Origin of the sequence: Nocardia sp. NPDC059154, from assembly GCF_042755705.1 — a bacterium.
In the GTDB taxonomy this organism is placed as follows: domain Bacteria; phylum Actinomycetota; class Actinomycetes; order Mycobacteriales; family Mycobacteriaceae; genus Nocardia.
Genome location: NZ_JBHZCS010000006.1, coordinates 30,047 through 50,957, shown reverse-complemented (window position 1 = coordinate 50,957; position 20,911 = coordinate 30,047). Strand labels below are relative to the sequence as shown.

Below are 20,911 nucleotides of genomic sequence, written 5' to 3'. Positions count from 1 at the left end.
CAGCAACGTATCGCCTTGCCCGAGTGCGTATTTCGAGTTCCAGCAAACTGTCCGTTTCGCCCGCGTGCCCGACGTCCGGCGTGTCCCACAGACGAATACTCGGATCCTCACCGCATCCCGGGCGGTCCGGGACCGCGGTTCGAGTTCGCCAGGGCGCGTTGATGATTCGGGACAGCAGGTCCGACAGCGTTGACCTGTTCCACGTTCAGGTCACCGAAGACCGTACGGGTCGCGACCCGGGCATTTCCTTCGCCTCGGCCAGCGCTTGGCGCCGGTGACGAACGGGGTGTTCGTCACCGGCGGGGCGGGGTTAGTTGATGAGGTGGATGTCCTCGCCTGCTTCGGCTGTTGGGTCGGCCGGGGTTGTGAACCAGTGGGTGACTTCGCCGTCTTCCAGGTCGGCGGGGGTGTTGCCGGTGGGGAGGACGGAGAGGGCGCCTGCGGTGGCGGAGGCCAGGAATTCGTCGATCGCGGGTTGGTCGGTGGAGGCGGTGGTGTACGTCGTGGACTCGTAGTCGACGTCGTTGTCGGCGCGCAGGGTGGCTGCGCGGTCGAGGGCCTCGGACTGGGTGAGGGTGGCCCAGGTGTCGGCGTCGCGGTAGACGAAGGCGGGGTCGGATTCGGACAGGGGGCGGACGCGGTCGGTGTAGGAGACCGGGTGCGCGGGGCGGGTGGCCAGGTCGGACTGGACCTTCGGGTCCGACGGGACCAGCCAGCGGACCGAGCTGGCGGCCGGTTCCTGGGCGATGCCGAAACCGGCTCCGGCGGCGAGGATGTCGCCGAAGGAGAGGCCGTCGGCGAAGAGCACCGCGGCACCGGCCTTGTGGATCGCCCAGACCGCGACCACCGCGTCCACCATGTGCGGGAGGGCCACGGCGACGACGTCGCCGGGGCCCGCACCGCGCTCGATGAGCAGGCGCGCCAGCTGGGAGCTGCGGCGGTCCAGGACGGCGTACGCGATCTCCTGGCCGTCGGACAGCAGGGCGGGCGCCTGCGGGTCCTCTTCGACCACTTCGGCCAGCACATTGGCCACGGTCGCGGTGCCGACGCGCGCCGCGTCCGCCGCGGAATCGGCGGGGGTGACGGCGCTTTCGGCCAGGATGCGGGCGCGCTCGGTGGCATCGAGGATGTCGATGTCACCGACCAGGCCCTCGGCGTCCCCGACCAGCGCGTCCAGGATCCGGTTGAAGCGCGCGGCGAGGATGGCGACCTCGTCGGCGGTGAACCGGCTGCCCAGGTAGCGCATGGAGATGTCGATGGTCTCGCCCGCCATGATGACCAGGCTCATCGGGTAGTGGGTGTTGTCGTTGATGCCCACACCGCTGACGGACATGCCGTCGATGGAGCTTGCCGCGGCGATGGCGTCCTTGTCCACCGGGTAGGACTCGAACGCCATGATGGTGTCGAATTCCGCTCCGGCACCGGCCAATCGCTGGATCTCGGTGAGCCCGATGTGGTGGTGTTCGAGCAGATCGGCCTGATCGTGCTGAACCCGCTGCAGCAGCCCCGCAATGGTCAGCCGGTCGTCGACCCGGATGCGCACCGGCACCGTGTTGATGAACAGACCCACCATGGACTCGACACCGGGCAGATCGCCCGGGCGACCGGAGACGGTCGCGCCGAACACCACGTCACTGCGCCCGGTGAGGCGGCCGATCAGCACCGCCCACGAGGTCTGGATCAGCGTGTTCAGCGTGACATTGAGCTCCCCGGCGCGCTTGGTGAGCGCGCGGGTGCGGTCGGCGTCGATATCCAGTGTGTAGCGGCCGATTTCGTAGTTCTCGTCGCGGGTCGCGGCGGGCGCGAGCTGGGTCGGCTCGCTCACTCCGGCGAGGGCGCGCTGCCAGGCGGCGAGCGATTCGTCCCGGTTCCGTCCGGCCAGCCAGGCCAGGTAGTTCCGGAACGACGGCACCCGCGGCAGCACCGACATGTCGCCGCGCACCGCGTACAGCACCAGCAGGTCCTGCATGAGCAGCGGCATGGACCAGCCGTCCACCAGGATGTGGTGGGTGGTGATGACCAGGTGCACCAGGTCGTCGCTGATCCGGAACACGTTGAACCGCATGAGCGGCGCCGCGGACAGATCGAAGTGATCGGCCCGATCGGCCTCGATCATCTCCCGCATGCGCGGATTGCGTTCGGCCTCCGGCAGATCCGTGAGATCGATGACCGTGAACGGCGCCTCGACCTTGTCCAGCACCACCTGGTGGGCCTGGCCGTCGGCGTCGGTGACGAACGCGGTCCGCAGGCTCGGGTACCGGTCCAGGATGGCCTGCGCGGCCACCTTCAGCCGATCCACATCCACCACACCGCTCAGGTCGAGCACGGTCTGAATGGTGTAGACGTCCACCGTGTTCTGGGTGAGCAGCGCGTGGAACAGCAGACCCGACTGCAGCGGCGAGAGCGGCCACACGTCGGACAGCGCCGGGTACGTCCGCTCCCACACCTCGATGTCGGACTGCTCCACCCGCACCAGCGGCAGGTCGGACGGCGTGAAGCCGCCTGCCTCCGGCCGCTTGGCGTGCGCGGCCAGCGCGGTCAGCGCCGCCACGAACAGGTCGGCGAACTCCTGCACCCGTTCGCGCTCGAGCAGCCCACTCGGGTAGGAGAAGGCCGCGCCCAGCTCCGGGCCGTCCGCGCCGTCGGTGACGATGGCGTTGATGTCGAGGGTGGCGTTGGCGGGCATGTCGGCGTCCATGTCGCCGTCGAGGCGGCCCAGGTCGTCGACCGGCACCCAGCCCAGTTCGGCCATGCCCTCGGGCACCTCGCCCGCGGACATCCGGCCCAGGTAGTTGAAGCTGATCTGGCCGACATCGCGCAGCTGCGTGGCGGTTTCGGGGTTGAGGTAGCGCAGCAGACCCCAGCCCAGACCCTTGTCGGGCAGCGCCAGCAGCTGTTCCTTGACCGATTTCACGATGTCGCCCAGGGCGTTTCCGCCCTCGAAGGCATCGGCGAGATCCGCGTCGTTGAGGTCCAGTCGCACCGGGAAGGCGGCGGTGAACCAGCCGACCGTGCGCGAAAGATCCGCGCCCGGAACGATGTCCTCTTCACGGCCGTGGCCCTCGAGCTTGATCAGCGCCGAGCCGCCGGTGGTCTCCCCGCGCCAGCGCGCGACCGCCAGGGCCAGCGCCGACAGCAGACCGTCGTTGACGCCACCCCGGTACAGGCCCGGGACGGCGGTGAGCACGGCCTCGGTGACCGATGCCGGCACCGTGACCTCGATCCGCTCGACGGTGGCGAAGGTGTCGACCTTCGGGTCGAACGCCCGCGACCCGAGCAGCGGATCCGGCGTCTCGGTAACCCGCTGCCAGAACGGCAGTTCCGCGACCCGCGCCTCGCTGCGCGACTCTTCGACCAGGGCGTGCGCCCAGCGCCGCATGGAGGTGCCGGTCTCGGGCAGCGCCAGCGGCTGCTCGAACGCCACCTGCGACCAGGCCAGGCCCAGGTCCGGAATCAGGATGCGCCAGGAGACGCCGTCGACCACCATGTGGTGCGCGACGATGAGCAGCACGTCCCGGCGGACGCGTGCCTCGTCGGAACCCTCGGGGGCGAAGGCGAACCAGACGAACTGCACCATGGCGGCATTCGCCGGATCCAGACGGCCCAGCGCCGCATCGAATTCGATGCTGCCGACCCGGGTCAGCTCCTCGTCGGAGATGTCCGCGGCCAGCTCGACCCGGTGCACCAGCGCGTCGACGTCGACGGCCCCGCGCGGCAGCGCCTCGAATTCGAAGCCCTCCGTTGCGTTCTTCGGATGGGCACTGCCGCGCAGTCGCGACCGCAGCACATCATGGTGGTCGAACAGCGCACCGATGGCCCCGACCAGTACCGTCCGCGTGATGCCGTCCGGCAGCCGCAGCGGCATGGTCTGCGAGAACCGTTCGTACGACGACCCACTCGACAGGATCGCGTGCATGATCGGCGTCAGCGGAATGTCGCCGACCCCGCCGCCCGGCAGTTCCGCCAGCTTCTGCTGTGCGGTGTCTCCGCCCAGCGTGGCGACCTCGGCAAGCCCCGCGACGGTCCGCTTCTCGAACACATCGCGCGGCGAGAACACGATGCCGCGCGCCTTGGCCCGTGAGACCAGCTGGATGGACAGAATCGAGTCGCCGCCGAGCGCGAAGAACGAGTCATCCGCACCCACCTGGTCGACGCCGAGCACGTCGGCGAAGACCTCGGCGATGGTCGCTTCCAGTTCGGTGACCGGCGCGCGGAAGTCCCGCGCGGTGAACACCGGCTCGGGCAGCGCCCGGCGATCCAGCTTGCCGACCGGGGTCAGCGGGATGGCGTCCAGGATCGTGATGGCCGTCGGCACCATGTATTCCGGCAGGCGGCCCGCGACATGCTCGGTCAGCGCCGGGATGTCGACGGTCCGGCCCGCCACCGGCAGCACGTAGGCCGCCAGGATGGTGGCCCCGGCCTCGGTCTTGTGACCGACCGTGACCGCGAAGTCGACCGTCTCGTGCGAGGCCAGCGCGGCGTCGATCTCACCGAGCTCGATGCGGAAACCGCGCACCTTCACCTGGAAGTCGTTGCGGCCCACGTATTCCACCTCGCCGGTGGGGGTCCAGCGGACCACGTCACCGGAGCGGTACATACGCTCGCCGGCCACGAACGGGTTGGCGACGAACCGCTCGGCCGACAGGCCCGGGCGGTCGTGGTAGCCGCGCGAGAGCTGGATACCCGACAGGTACAGCTCACCCGCGACGCCCACCGGCACCGGACGCAGGCGCGCGTCCAGGATGAGGGCCTGCATACCGCGGATCGGACCGCCGATGGTGACCAGATCGCCCGGCACCAGCGCATCGCTGATGTTGGTCATGATCGTGGTCTCGGTCGGGCCGTAGCCGTTGTGGAACGCACGAATCGTGCGGTTCTCCAACGGAATCGCCCACTTTTCGACCAAGTCGGCCGGCACGGCCTCACCACCGGCGACGAGCACCCGCAGCGAGTCCAGGCCCTTCGGGTCGAGGGTGGCGAGCGCGGCCGGGGTGATGAAGGCGTGCGTGGCCCGCTCGCGCTTGATCAGCTCGGCCAGTTCCTCGCCGCCGTAGACGCCCGGCGGGACCACCACGAGGGTGCCGCCCGCGCCGATGGCGAGCAGGTACTCCAGCACCGACGCGTCGAACGAGGGCGAGGCGAAATGCAGTGCCCGCGAACCGGAGTCGAGGTGGTAGCGCACGATCTGCTCGGTCGCGAAGTTGGCGAGACCGGAGTGCGTCACCACGACGCCCTTCGGCATGCCCGTGGTACCCGAGGTGTAGATCACGTAGGCCACGTGGTCCGGCCGGACCGGCGCCCACCGCTCCGCGTCGGTGACGGGTTCGGCGAAGTGCGAGGCGATCTCGGCCTGCACCATGGGATCGTCGAGCGAGATCCAGCCGGCCAGGCTCTTGACCGGCGGCAGCCCCTCGAGCTCGGTGTCGACCGTGAGGCCGAGCACCGCGCCGGAGTCGTTGACCATGTGCGCGATGCGGTCCGCCGGGTAGGACGGATCGACCGGCACGAAGGCCGCACCCGACTTGGCGACGGCCCAGATGGCCAGCACCGATTCGAAGGAACGCCGGATGGCCACGGCGACACGGGTTTCCGGTCCGGCGCCGCGCTCGATGAGCACGCGCGCCAGGCGCGAGGAGGCCGCGTCGAGTTCGGCGTAGCCCAGGGCCTGGCCCTGGAACACGACCGCCTCGCCGACCGGGTTGTTGGCGACGGCCTCGGCCAGCAGCTCGGGCAGCACGCGCGGTTCGATGGCCGGACCGCCCGTGCGGGAGATCAGGTCGGCGCGCTCGTCGGCGGCCAGGATCTCCAGGTCGCCGACCGCGGTGCGCGGCGCGGCGATGATCTCGCCGAGCAGGCGGAGGAACCGCTCCGCGAAGCCCTCCACCGTCTCCTGGTCGAACAGGTCACGGGCGTAACCGAATTCGGCGTACATACCCGCGTCCGCGTCGGCCGGAGCCTCGGTCAGGGTGAGCATGAGGTCGAACTTGGCGATCTCGTTCTCGAAGTCGACCGCCGCGGCCCGCAGCGCGGGCAGCTCGAAGGAGCTGTCGGGCAGGTTCTCGAACGACAGCGCCACCTGGAACAGCGGGTGCCGCGCGGTGGACCGCTCCGGGTTGAGCAGCTCGACCAGCCGCTCGAACGGAATGTCCGCGTGCGCGAACGCCTGCAGGTCACTGTCCTTGGCCTTGGCCAGCAGCTCGGTGAAGCCGGCCTGTCCGCTCACCTCGGTGCGCAGCACCAGGGTGTTGACGAACATGCCGATCAGGTTGTCCAGCTCGGCCTCGCCGCGGCCCGCTATGGGCGCGCCGATGGCGATGTCGGAGGTGCCGGACAGGCGCGCCAGGAACACCGCGAGGGCGGTGTGCACGACCATGAACATGGTCGCGTTGTTGGTGCGCGCGATCTGCTGGAGTCCGCGGTGCAGGTCCTTGCCGATCGGGAAGAGCACCCGGCCGCCGCGGAAGGACTGCGCGGTGGGGCGCGGGCGATCCGAGGGCAGGTTCAGCTCGTCGGGCAGATCCGCCAGTGCGGTGCGCCAGAATTCGGCCTGCGCGGCGATCAGGCTGGTCGCGTCGTCCTCGGAGCCGAGCACCTCGCGCTGCCAGATCGAGAAGTCCGCGTACTGCACCGGCAGCGGCGCCCAGCCGGGCGCGACACCGGCGGCCCGGGCGGCGTAGGCCACCATGACGTCGCGGGTGAGCGGGCCCATGGACCAGCCGTCGGCGGCGATGTGGTGGGTGACGAAGACCAGAACATGCTCGACGGCGGCGGTGCCGTCAATGGACTCCGTTTCGACGCCTTCGACGCGGAACAGCTTGGCGTGCAACGGCACTTCTGCGGTCACGTCGAAGCCGGTGGTGACCAGCGCGGCGATCCGCTCGGTCACCGACTCGGCCGAAACGACGACCGGCGTCAGATCCGGAACCGCCTGCGCCACGGGCACGATCACCTGCGCGGCCGCGCCGTCCACCTGCGGGTAGACGGTGCGCAGCGTCTCGTGGCGGCCGATCACGTCGGCGACGGCCTGCTGCAGCGCCTCCACATCCAGCGCACCGGTCAGGCGCACCGCCACGGGGACGTTGTACGCGGCCGACGCGGTGTCGAACTGGTTGAGGAACCACATGCGCTGCTGTGCCAGCGACAGCGGCACAGTGTCGGGCCGCGGTGCGGCCGTGAGCGCCTTGCGGTCTCCCGCGCCGGCGTGCTGCTCGACCTTGGCGGCCAGCCCGGCGACGGTCGACGCCTCGAACACGGCGCGCACCGGCACCCGCGCGTCCAGGGCCGCGCCGATGCGCGCGGCGACCTGGGTGGCGAGCAGCGAGTTGCCGCCGAGGGCGAAGAAGTCGTCGTCCGCGCCCACGCGCTCGGCGCCCAGGACCTCCGCGATGACGCCCGCCACGATCTCCTCGATCGGGGTGGACGGCGCCCGGAAGGCGGTGGTCTCGAACTCGGGCTCCGGCAGCGCCTTCCGGTCCAGCTTGCCGTTCACATTGAGCGGCAGGGCATCCAGCACCACGAAGGCCGACGGCACCATGTACGACGGCAGCGCCGCCGACAGCGCCGACTTCACCAGCGGCACATCGACACCCGAGCCGGACGGCACCAGGTAGGCCACCAGCCGGTCACCCGTCTTGGCATCCTGCTTGGCCAGCACCGCGGTCTGGGCGATCTCCGGCAGTGCCAGCAGCGCCGCCTCGATCTCGCCGAGCTCGATACGGAAACCACGGATCTTCACCTGGAAGTCGGTGCGGCCCCGGTACTCCAGCTCGCCGTTGGCGGACCAGGCGACGAGGTCACCTGTGCGGTACATGCGCTCGCCGACGGCGAACGGGTTGGCCACGAAGCGATCCGCGGTCAGGTCCGGACGCGCGAAGTAGCCGCGGGCCAGCTGCGCACCGGCGAGGTAGAGCTCGCCGGAGACGCCGTCGGGCACCGGGTTCAGGCGCGCGTCGAGCACGTAGACCCGCGAATTCCATTCCGGCGCACCGATGGACACCGAACCCTGATCGGCATCGGTGACCCGGTGGCTGGTGATGGACACCGCAGCCTCGGTCGGGCCGTACAGGTTGAACAGCCCGGCGTCCGGATTGCCCGCGCGGAAGCGCTGCGCCACTGTCGCGGGCAGCGCCTCACCGATAGCGAGGACCCGCCGCAGTGAATCGTTCAGCGTCCCTTCGGCCGCGGTGAGCAGCGCGTCCAGCATGGACGGCACCACGTGCAGGGTGGTGACCCGCTCGCGCGCCATCAGCTCGTTGAGGTACGCCGGATCCCGGTGCCCGTCGGCCGCGGCGATCACCAGGCGGCCACCGGACACGGCGGCCGACCAGAACTCCCAGACCGACAGGTCGAAGGTGGCGGCGGTCTTGAGCAGCACCGCGTCGTCCGCGCCGAGCTCGAATTCCGCACTCTTCCAATGCAACTGGTTGGCGATGGCCGCGTGCGGCAGCGCCACGCCCTTCGGGCGACCGGTGGAGCCGGAGGTGAAGATGACGTAGGCGGTGTGCTCGGGCCGCAGCGGGGCGACCCGCTCGGCATCGGTGACCGGGCCGGGGTTCGCACCCGACAGCGCGAGCTCGTCCATCCGTACCAGCGGCGCGATATCGGTCGTGAACTCGGCCGCGGCATTGGTCAGCACACACACCGGCGCGGCGGTTTCCAGGATGTACCCGGTCCGCTCGGCCGGCTGGTCCGGGTCCACCGGCACGTACGCGCCACCGGCGACCGAGACCGCGTACATGGCCACGACCAGGTCGACGGAGCGCCGCAGCGCCAGCGCGACCCGCGCCTCCGGGCCCACGCCCAGCGAGATCAGGTGGCGGGCAAGGCCGTTGACCCGGGCGCCGAGTTCGGCGTAGGTAAGCGTCTCGCTGTCCGGTCCGATGAGCGCGATGGCGGTCGGCTTGGCCGCCACCGTCGCATCGAGCATGGACACCAGCGTCGCGGCCGAATCCACCTGGTGCGCGGTGGTATTGCGCCGCTCCAGGATCTCGGTCCGCTCGGCCCCGGCCAGCAGCTCGATCTCGCCGACCGCGGTGCGGGGTGCGGTCACGATCTCGCGCAGCAGGTGCACGAAACGATCCGCGAAGTCGCGCACGGTGTCCCGGTCGAAAATATCGGTGGCGTAGGTCAGGATGCCGGTGATGCCCTGGGCCGCACCGTCTTCGCCGTAGAGGTCGGAGACGATCAGGTGCAGGTCGAACTGCGACAGCTCGGTGTCGACGTCCAGGCCGGACACGCTCAGGCCCGGCAGTTCCAGGGTGGAGCGGGTCAGGTTCTGGAAGGACAGACCCACCTGGAACAGCGGGTGCCGCGCGGTCGAGCGGGCCGGGTTGAGCACCTCGACCAGGCGCTCGAACGGCACGTCGGCATTGGCGTAGGCCTGGATGTCGGTCTCGCGCTGGCGCGCCAGCAGCTCGGCGAACGGCTGCCCGCCGTCGACCAGCGTGCGGAACACCAGGGTGTTGACGAACATACCGATGAGGTCGTCCAGGACGGCCTCGCCACGACCGGCCATCGGGGTGCCGATGGCGATGTCGTCGGAGCCCGACAGGCGCGACAGCAGCACGGCCAGCGCGGTGTGCACGACCATGAACAGCGTCGCGCCCTCGGTGCGGGCCAATTCGACCAGCGCCGCGTGCAATTCGGCGTCGATGCGGACGTCGATCTTGCCGCCCGCGAAGGTCTGCACCGCCGGACGCGGCCGGTCGGCCGGAAGGTCCAGCTGATCCGGCAGGCCGGCGAGCGCCTGCGCCCAGTAGGCGACCTGCTTCGACGCCAGCGATTCCGGATCGTCCTCGCTGCCCAGCAGTTCGCGCTGCCAGATGGAGTAGTCCGCGTACTGCACCGCCAGCGGGGTCCAGCCCGGCTTCTGCTTGATGGAGCGCGCCGCGTAGGCGGTCATCAGGTCGCGGGTCAGCGGGGCCACCGAGGAACCGTCACCGGAGATGTGGTGGATCACCAGGGCCAGCACGTATTCCGCGGGCGCGGGGCCGTCCGGGTCCACGACCGGGAACTGGCCGGTGGGCTCGATATCGGCGAAGTCGAAGGTGTAGGCCGCCGCGTGCGCCGCGGCTTCCGACGGCCCGCGCGTCGCGGCACCGGACTCGGCCGCGGGAGCCGGGACCTCACCCTCGATCTTGAACAGCGCCACCTTGATCGGCACCTCGACGGTCACGTCGAAGGCGGTGGTGGTCAGCTCGACCACCGCGCCCACCACCTCGTCGGCGGTGACGGTGCGCACCTCGAGCTCCGGCACGGCCTGCGCCGGCGGCAGGATGACCTGCACCGGCCCGTCCTCGGTCTGCGGGTAGATGGTCCGCAGGATCTCATGGCGGGCAACCACATCCGCGATGGCGGCACGCAGTGCGTCCTCGTCCAGCAGGCCCGACAACCGCACCGCGACCGGCACGTTGTAGGCGGCCGAGGCGGTGTCGAAGCGGTTGAGGAACCACATGCGCTGCTGGGCCAGTGACAGCGGAATGTTGTCCGGCCGCGGTCCGGCGGTGAGCGCCTTGCGGCCACCGGCGCCGGCGTCGCGTTCCACGCGGGCCGCGAGCGCGGCCACGGTGGACGCCTCGAACATCAGTCGCACCGGCACCCGGGTGTTGAGCGCCTCGCCGAGCCGCGCGGCCACCTGGGTGGCGAGCAGCGAGTTGCCGCCCCACGCGAAGAAGTCGTCGTCCAGGCCGATGCGGCCGGATTCGACACGCAGCACCTCGGCGAACACTCCCGCCACGATCTGTTCGATCGGGCTGACGGGGGCGCGGAAGACCGCCTTCTCGAAGGTGGGCTGCGGCAGCTCCTTACGGTCCAGCTTGCCGTTGGCGTTGAGCGGCAACGCGGTCAGCGGCATGAAGACCGACGGAATCATGTACGACGGCAGTTCGGCGGCCAGCGCCGACTGCAGCTGCTGCTTGTCGGGGTCGCCGTCGCTGCCGACGATGTAGGCCACCAGGCGGTCGCCGAGCACCGGATCGGTGTGCGCGACCACGGCCGCCGAGGCGACGGAATCCAGGCGCAGCAGCGCGGATTCGATATCGCCGAGCTCGATGCGGAAACCGCGGATCTTCACCTGGAAGTCGGTGCGGCCCCGGTACTCCAGCTCCCCGTTCTCCTGCCAGGCCACCAGGTCACCGGTGCGGTACATGCGGGAACCGTTGTCGGCGAACGGGTTCGCCACGAACCGGTCGGAGGTGAGGTCCGGGCGGCCGTGGTAGCCGCGCGCCAGCTGCGCGCCGGCCAGGTACAGCTCGCCGGAGACGCCCACCGGCACCGGCCGCAGGCGCGCATCCAGCACGTACACCTGGGAGTTCCACTCGGGCGAGCCGATGGACACCGACAGCTCGTCGCGGGTGGTGACCCGGTGGTTGGTGATGGACACCGCGGCCTCGGTCGGGCCGTACAGGTTGAACAGCTCGGTGCGCGGCCGCTCCCGCAGCACGCGTTGCGCCAGCGGGCCGGGCAGCGCCTCACCGATGGCCAGGATGCGCCACAGCGAATCCGGCAGCCCGTCGGCGAGCAGCGCGTCCAGCATGGACGGCACCACGTGCAGGGTGGTCACCCATTCGCGGGCCATGAGCTCGTTCAGGTACGCCGGGTCCTTGTGGCCGTCCGGCGCGGCGATGACCATGCGGCCACCGCAGGCGGCGGCGGACCAGAACTCCCAGACCGAGAGGTCGAAGGTCGCGGCGGTCTTGAGCAGCACCGCGTCGGCCGGGTCGAGGCCGAATTCGGTGACCTTCCACAGCAACTGGTTCACGACCGCGCCGTGCGGCAGCGTCACACCCTTGGGGCGGCCGGTGGAACCGGAGGTGAAGATGACGTACGCGGTGTTCGCGGCCGTCAGCTCGCGCACCCGCTCGGCGGCCGTGATCGGCTTGGCCGAGTGGCCGGACAGGTCCAGCTCGTCGATGCGCAGCACCTCGGCCAGCTCGGATTCGAAACCGACTGCCGCCGTGGTGAGTACGGCCTTGGGCGCGGCCGTCTCCAGGATGTAGCCGACACGCTCGGCGGGCTGATCCGGATCGATCGGCACATAGGCGGCACCGGACTTGGCGACCGCGTACATGGCGACCACCAGGTCGGTGGACCGTCGAATGGCCAGGGCCACCCGGTCTTCCGCGCCGATGCCGCGCGCGATGAGCTCGCGGGCGAGCTGGTTCACGCGGACGTCGAGCTCGGCGTAGGTCAGCTGCTCGGTGCCCTCGGCGGTGTCGGCGACGATGGCAACGGCCTTCGGGTCTTCGGACACCGACCGGTCGAGCAGCGAGACCAGGGTGGCCTCGGAATCGCCGTCCATGACCGACTCCAGGTCCTGCGCGGTGTTGTTCCACCGCTGCAGGATTCGCGCGTTCTCGTCCTCGTCCAGCAGGTCGAGGTCGCCGACCGCGACGGTGGTGTCGGCCAGGATGGCGTCCAGCACCCGCACGAACCGGTCGGCGAAGGACCGCACGGTCGATTCGTCGAACAGGTCGGTGGCATAACCGAATTCGGTGAGGATCTCGGCCGGGGTGCCGTCCTCGGTGTACCGGTCGTAGAGCGTGACGTGCAGGTCGGTCTTGGCCAGCTGCGAGTCGAATTCGACCGCGGCCACGTGCAGGCCCGGCAGCTCGAAGGCGGTCTCGGCCAGGTTCTGGAACGAGAGGCCCACCTGGAACAGCGGGTTGCGCGCGGTGGAGCGGACCGGGTTGAGCACCTCGACCAGGCGCTCGAACGGCACGTCGGCGTTGGCGAAGGCTTCCAGGTCGCGCTCGCGCACCTCGGAGAGCAGGTCGGCGAAGCTCGCGGCGCCGTCGACCTGGGTCCGGAACACCAGGGTGTTCACGAACATGCCGATCATGTCGTCGAGTTCGCGTTCACCGCGACCCGCGATCGGGGTGCCGACCGCGATGTCGTCGGTGCCGGACAGGCGGGCCAGCAGCACCGCCAGGGCGGCGTGCACGACCATGAACAGCGAGGCGTTGTTGGCCCGCGCCAGCTCGTGCAGCTTGGCGTGACGCTCGGCGTCGATATCGAAGCGCAGCGCCTTGCCGTGGAACGACTGCGCCGGGGGGCGCGGCCGGTCGGTGGGCAGCTCCAGCTGGTCCGGCAGCCCGGTCAGCGTCCGGGTCCAGTACGAGACCTGCTTGGCGGCAAGCGATTCCGCGTCGTCCTCGCGGCCGAGCACCTCGCGCTGCCACAGCGCGTAGTCGGCGTACTGCACCGGCAGCGGAGCCCACTGCGGCACATCGCCGTTCACCCGGGCCACATAGGCGGCCATGATGTCGCGCGCCATCGGGCCCATGGAGGAGCCGTCGGCGGAGACGTGGTGGACGGTGAAGGCCAGCACGTGCTGGGTGGTCTCACTGTCCGCGATACGGAACATCTTGACCGCGAGCGGCACCTCGACGGTGACGTCGAAGGTGGTCATGGCGAATTCGATGACCTTGCCGAGCAGATCGCCCTCGGTCACCTCCTCCGGCACCAGCGACAGATCGGTCTGCGAGGCGGGCAGCACGACCTGGTGCGGGCCCGCGGCCGAGCGCGGGTACACGGTGCGCAGCACCTCGTGGCGGGCGATCACGTCGCCGATGGCCTGCTTCATGGCGTAGAGGTCGAGCGCGCCGGTGAAGCGGACCGCGAGCGGAATATTGTCGACCGCCGAGGTGCTGGTGTCGAACTGGTTGAGGAACCAGTAGCGCTGCTGCGCCGGGGACAGCGGCAGGTGCGCGGGCCGCTCGCCGGCGACCAGGCTCGGACGCCGGCCGGAACCGGCATTGCGCTCCACTCGCGCGGCCAGCGCCGCGACCGTGGACGCCTCGAACAGATCGCGCACCGCGAGCTGGGTGTCCAGGGCCGCGCCGAGGCGGGCGGTGACCTGGGTGGCGATCAGCGAGTTGCCGCCGAGCTCGAAGAAGTCGTCGTCCAGGCCGACCCGTCCGACGCCGAGCACGTCGGAGAAGATGCCCGCCACGATCTCCTCGATCGGGGTGGACGGGGCGCGGAAGACCTTGGCCTCGAACACCGGCGCGGGCAGCCGCTTGCGATCCAGCTTGCCGGAGGCATTGAGCGGGAAGGCGTCCAGTACCACGAAGGAGGTCGGGACCATGTAGCCGGGCAGGCCGTCCTGGAGTTCGGCGCGCACGGCGTCGAGGTCGACGCTGTGGCCGGCGGTCGGGATGACATAGCCGACCAGCTGCTCACCGAGCCGCTCGTCGCTGCGGACCACGACCACCGACTGGGCGATGGCGTCGATGGCGGTGAGCGCGGCCTCGATCTCGCCGAGCTCGATGCGCAGACCGCGCAGCTTCACCTGGAAGTCGGTGCGGCCCAGGTACTCCAGCTCGCCGCGACCGGTCCACTTGACGAGGTCGCCGGTGCGGTACATGCGCTCGCCGTCGTGGAACGGGTCCGCGACGAAGCGATCGGCGGTCAGCTCCGGGCGGGCGACGTAGCCGCGCGCCAGCTGGACGCCCGACAGGTACAGCTCACCCGCGACACCCGGGGCGACCGGGTGCAGGCGCGAATCCAGCACGTACACACGGGTGTTGAAGACCGGCGCGCCGATCGGCACCGACAGCGTGTCGGTGTCCTCCACCTCGTGGTAGGTGACGTCGACGGCCGCCTCGGTCGGGCCGTACAGGTTGTGCAGGCGCGCACCGGTGAGCTCGCGCAGCTTCTGCGCGGTCGGCGCGGGCAGCGCCTCACCGGAGGCGAAGACCTGCTGCAGCGAAACACATTCGGCGGCCTTCTCCTCCGCCACGAACACCGACATCATCGACGGCACGAAGTGCGCGGTGGTGACACCGGTCTCGATGATCAGGTCGGCCAGGTAGCCCGGATCGCGGTGGCCGTCCGGCTTGGCGATCACCAGGGCCGCGCCGATCTGCAGGGGCCAGAAGAACTCCCACACCGACACGTCGAAGGTGGCCGGGGTCTTCTGCAGCACGACATCGTCGTCGAACAGGCCGTACTCGGTCTGCATCCACACCAGGCGGTTGACGATGGCCGTGTGGCTCACCGCCACACCCTTCGGGCGGCCGGTCGAACCCGACGTGAAGATCACATACGCGACATTGTCGCCGCGCAGCGGGGCGGTCCGGTCGGCGTCGGTGATCGGGGCGTCGGAGTAGCCCGACAGGTCCAGCTCGTCGATCAGCAGCGTGCGCGTGGTGGTTTCGAACCGGTCCCCGCCGGTGCTGAGCACGCACACCGGCTGCGCGGTGTCGAGCACGTACTGGTTGCGCTCGGCCGGGTGGTCCGGGTCCAGCGGCACGTACGCGCCACCGGCGACCGTGACGGCGTACATGCCGACCAGCAACTCGAAGGAGCGGCGCATGCCCAGGGCCACATAGGTGTCCGGTCCGACGCCCTCGGCGATGAGGTGGCGGGCCAGCTTGTGCACGCGAGCGGCGAACTCGCCGTAGGACAGACTCGTCCCCTCGAACACCAGCGCGGTGAGGTCGGGGGTCTGCTTCAGCTGGGTCTGGAACATCGACGCGAGGGTGACCTCGGCCTCGATCTTCTTGCCGCCCAGGGCGACCCGCTTGACGTCGTACTCGGTGGCGTTCCAGGTGCGCAGCACCTGGCGGCGCTCGGCCGCGTCCAGCAGCTCGATATCGCCGACCAGCGCGGTCGGCTCGTCGACCACGGCCGACAGCAGGCGCACCAGGCGCTCACCGAAGGCGGCGATGGTGGCCGGGTCGAACATGTCGGTGGCGTAGGCGAATTCGGCGGTCATGCCGTCGCCGTCGGCCCGCTCGGTCAGGTTGAGGTGCAGGTCGAACTTGGCAGTGACCACGTCCAGCGGCACGCCCGCCACTTCCAGCCCGGGCAGGGCGAAGGTCGCCGCGCCGGTGTTCTGGAACGACAGCATGACCTGGAACAGCGGGTGCCGCGCCTGCGAGCGCGCCGGGTTGAGGATCTCGACCAGGCGCTCGAAGGGCAGATCGGCGTGGCCGAAGGCGGCCAGGTCGGTGTCCTTGGTGCGGGCCAGCAGCTCGGCGAACTTCTCCCCGGAGTCGACGGCCGTGCGCAGCACCAGGGTGTTGACGAACATGCCGATGGCGTCGTCGAGTTCTTGCTCGCCACGGCCCGCGACCGCGGTGCCGATGGCGATGTCCTCGCCGCCGGACAGGCGCGCCAGCAGGGCCGCGAAGGCCGCGTGCACGACCATGAACAGCGAGGCGCCGTGCTCACGGGCCAGGCCGTTGAGTCCGGTCAGCAGGTCGGCGTCGATCGAGAATTCGTGCACCCCACCGGCATTGGACGCCACCGCCGGGCGCGGGCGATCCGAGGGCAGGTCGATCTGGTCGGGCAGCCCGGCCAGTTCGCTGCTCCAGTAGGAGACCTGCTGGGCGATCAGCGAGTCCGCGTCGTCCTCGTCGCCGAGGGTTTCGCGCTGCCACAGCGCGAAGTCGGCGTACTGCACCGGCAGCGGCGCCCAGTGCGGCGCTTCACCAGTGGCGCGGGCCGCGTAGGCGACCATGACGTCGCGGGCCAGCGGGCGCACCGACCAGCCGTCGCCGGAGATGTGGTGCACCACGAAAACCAGTACGTGCGTGGGCTGCCCGGCATCCGAGACCCGGAACAGTCCGGCGCGTACGGGGGCCGCGGCGGTCACGTCGAAGCCGGTGAGGACCAGCTCGGCGATGCGCTCGCGCAGGTCGGCCTCGGCCACCTCGACCGGGGCCAGGCCGGCGCCGCCGCCGTGGATGCCGGCATTGGCGGCCGAGTCCAGGCGGACCTGGTCGGCGGGCAGGATGACCTGCACGCCACGGCCTTCGGCGTTCTCCGGGTAGACGGTGCGCAGCACCTCGTGCCGCTCCAGCACGTCGCCGACGGCGGCCAGCAGGGCGTCCACGTCGAGGTCGCCGGTCAGGCGCACCGCGAGCGGGATGTTGTTGACGGCCGAGGCGGTGTCGAAGCGGTTGAGGAACCACATGCGCTGCTGGGCCAGCGACAGCGGGATCTCGTCCGGCCGGTCCTGGGCCACCAGCGCGCGGCGGCCACCGGTGCCCGCCTGCGCTTCCACCCGCGCGGCCAGGGCGGCCACGCTCGGGGCGTCGAACAGGGCGCGGACGGGAATGCGGGTGTCGAGCGCCGCGCCCAGTCGCGCGACGACCTGGGTGGCGATCAGCGAGTTGCCGCCCAGCTCGAAGAAGTCGTCGTCCGCGCCGACCGGGCTCGCCAGTCCGAGCACCTCGGCGAAGACGCCGGCCACGATCTCCTCGGCACGCGTTGCGGCGGCACGGAATTCGCGGGCGGCGAACTCCGGCTCGGGCAGCGCGCGGCGGTCCAGCTTGCCGTTGGCGCTGAGCGGGAACGCGCCCAGGGCCACGAAGGCGGCGGGGACCATGTAGGACGGCAGCTGCGCGGCCAGATGCTCGCGCACGGCCTCCACGTCGAGGGCGTCCGCGCCGAGAGCGACCGGTTCGGTCGAAGCCGATTGCGCCGGAACCACGTACGCGACCAGCTGGTCACCGGTGCGGGCATCGGAACGCAGCACCACGACGGCCTGGGCGACCGACTCGTGGGCGGTCAGCGCGGCCTCGATCTCGCCGAGCTCGATGCGCAGACCGCGCAGCTTGACCTGGAAGTCGGTGCGGCCGATGTACTCCAGCTCGCCGTCCGCGGTCCAGGTGACCAGGTCACCGGTGCGGTACATGCGCTTGCCCGGCGTGAACGGGTTGGCCACGAAGCGATCCGACGACAGGTCGGGGCGCGCCACGTAGCCGCGCGCCAGCTGCACACCCGCCAGGTAGAGCTCGCCCGCCATGCCCGGCGCGACCGGGTGCAGGCGCGAATCCAGCACGTACACCTGGGTGTTGAACACCGGGCGGCCGATCGGCACGGTCTCGGTGTCGGCGTCGGTGACCTGGTGATAGGTGACGTCGACGGCCGCTTCGGTCGGGCCGTACAGGTTGTGCAGGGCGGCGCCGGTGACCCGGCGCAGCTGCTGGGCGGTGGTCGCGGGCAGCGCCTCACCGGAAGCGAAGACCAGGCGCAGGCTCGTGCAGTCCGCGGCGGCCGGTTCCGAGACGAACACGGCCATCATCGACGGCACGAAGTGCGCGGTCGTGACGCCTTCGCGGGCAATGGTCTCGGCCAGGTACACCGGATCCCGGTGCCCGTCGGGCTTGGCCACGACCAGCTTCGCGCCGATCTGCAAGGGCCAGAAGAACTCCCACACCGACACGTCGAAGGTGGCCGGAGTCTTCTGCAGCACCACGTCGGCGGCGGTCAGGCCGTACTCGGCCTGCATCCACACCAGGCGGTTCGCGATCGCCGAGTGCGGCACCGCCACACCCTTCGGGCGACCGGTCGAACCCGAGGTGAAGATCACGTAGGCGGTGTTCGAAGCACGCAGCGGCGCACTGCGATCCGCGTCGGTCAGCACGGCGTCGGAGTAACCCGACAGGTCGACGGTGTCGACCGCGACGGCCGGGACGCTCGCGTGGGTGAATCCGTCCCGCTCGGTGGTGAGCACGCACACCGGCCGAGCGGTCTCGAGCACGTAGTCGATGCGGTCGGCGGGCTGGTCCAGGTCCAGCGGCACGTACGCGCCACCGGCCTCGACGATCGCGTACATCGCGACCACCAGGTCCACCGAACGGCGAATGCCCAAGCCCACCAGGCTCTCCGGGCCGACCCCGGCCTCGATGAGCTTGCGGGCCAGCTGATGCACCCGTCCGGCGAACTCGGCGTAGGACAGACCTGTCCCTTCGAAGCTGACCGCGGTCGCCTCGGGGGTCCGCTCGGCCTGGGCCTCGAACAGCGCGACCAGGGTCTCGCCCGCGTCGCCGGAGGCGCTGCGCACGATCTCGCCCTCGGCGGTGGTCTCGCCCGACAGGGTGCCCGAGGTCAGTTCCGCCAGCACCGAGTAGACGTCGGCGGTGGTGCGGTTCCAGTCGCGCAGCACCCGGGTGCGCTCGCCGGAGATCAGCAGGTCGATATCGCCGATGGCCCGTTCCGGCTGTGCGGCAATGGCCTTCAGCAGCCGGTCGAACCGGTCGGCGAACCGCTCCATGGTGGCTGCGTCGAACAGGTCGGTGGCGTAGATGAGTTCGGCGGTGATGCCGGACGGGGTCGCGCCGTGGCCGTTGCCCGCGACATCGCTGGTGCCGAGCTGCTCGGTGAGGACCAGCTGCAGGTCGAACTTGGCGGTATCGATCGGGAGATCGACGGCGCTCACGGTCAGGCCGGGCAGTTCCAGTTCGGTGATGCCGGTGTTCTGGAACGACAGCATGACCTGGAACAGCGGGTGCCGCGCCTGCGAGCGGGCCGGGTTGAGGATCTCGACCAGGCGCTCGAAGGGCAGGTCGGCGTGGCCGAAGGCCTGGATGTCGGTGGCGCGCACCGTGTCCAGGAGCTCGGTGAAGCCGGCGCCGCCGTCCACCTCGGTGCGCAGCACCAGGGTGTTGACGAACATGCCGATGAGGTCGTCGAGGGCGCGTTCACCACGACCGGCGACCGGGGTGCCGATCGCGATGTCCGCCTCACCCGACAGCCGCGACAGCAGCGCAGCCAGGGCGGAGTGCATGACCATGAACAGCGTGGCGCCGCGGGTACGGGCCAGTTCGGTCAGCTTGGCGTGGGTGTCGGGATCGACGGTGAAGACGTGCGTCGCACCGCGGCCCGACGCGACGGCCGGACGCGGCCGGTCGGCGGGCAGGTCCAGCTGGTCGGGCAGGCCGCGCAGCGAGTCGCGCCAGTACGAGATCTGCTGGGAGATCACGGATTCGGCGTCGGTCTCGTCGCCGAGCACCGCGCGCTGCCACAGCGCGTAGTCCGCGTACTGGACATCCAGCGGCTGCCAGCCGGGCTCGCCGCCCTCGACGCGAGCGCCGTAGGCGGTCATGACGTCCCGGGTGAGCGGGCCCATGGAGAAGCCGTCGGCCGAGATGTGGTGCACCACCAGCGCGAGCACGTGCTCGGTGGGGCTGACCTCGAACAGGCGGGCCCGGAACGGCACGTCCACGGTGACGTCGAAGCCGCTCAGCACCAGCTCCGAGAGCGCCTGCGGCAGTTCGGCTTCGGAGACCTCGACCGGGGTCAGGTCAGGAATGACCTGTGCGGTGGGGACGATCTCCTGGAACGCCTGGCCGTCGATCTCCGGGTAGCGGGTGCGCAGCGACTCGTGCCGCGCCAGCACGTCGGCGACGGCGATCTGCAGGGCCTGGCGGTCCACCAGACCCGACAGGCGCACGGCCGCCGGGATATTGTCCACGGCCGATTCGGGATCGAACCGGTTGAGGAACCACATGCGCTGCTGAGCCAGCGAGAGCGGCAGCCGCTCCGGCCGCTGCTGCGCGATCAGCGCCTGGCGAGTGCCCGCGCCGGAATGGGTTTCGGCGCGCGCCGTCAGGGCGGCCACGGTCGACGCCTCGAAGATCTCGCGCACACCCAGGTGGGTGTCCAGCGCGGCCGACAGGCGCGCCGCCACCTGGGTGGCGATGAGCGAGTTGCCGCCGAGCGCGAAGAAGTCGTCGTCGAGGCCGACCCGCTCCAGGCCGAGGATCTCGGCGAACACGCCGGCCACGATCTGCTCGACCGGGGTGACGGGAGCGCGGAACACCGCGGCCTCGAACACCGGTGCGGGCAGCGCCTTGCGGTCCAGCTTGCCGGAGGCATTGAGCGGGAACTCGTCGAGCGCCATCACGACCGACGGCACCATGTACGCGGGCAGGCTCTCGCCGATCTCCAGGCGCACCTTCTCGACGTCCACGGTGTGGTCCGCCGCCGGGATGACATAGGCGACCAGCTGATCGCCGGTGTGCACGTCGCTGCGCACCACGACTACCGACTGCGCGATGGAATCCAGTGCGGTGAGCGCGGATTCGATCTCGCCGAGCTCGATGCGCAGACCGCGCAGCTTGACCTGGAAGTCGGTGCGGCCGATGTACTCCAGCTCGCCGTCCGCGGTCCAGGTGAC

Annotated in this window: 1 protein-coding gene; it reads right to left on the bottom strand. The window is 70.5% G+C overall.

From position 1 onward, the window contains the following. Positions 1 to 310: 310 nt before the first annotated feature. On the bottom strand, positions 311 to 20,911 hold a 20,601-nt coding region (locus tag ACFXN1_RS07555; RefSeq protein WP_379463523.1), incomplete at its 5' end, for a non-ribosomal peptide synthase/polyketide synthase.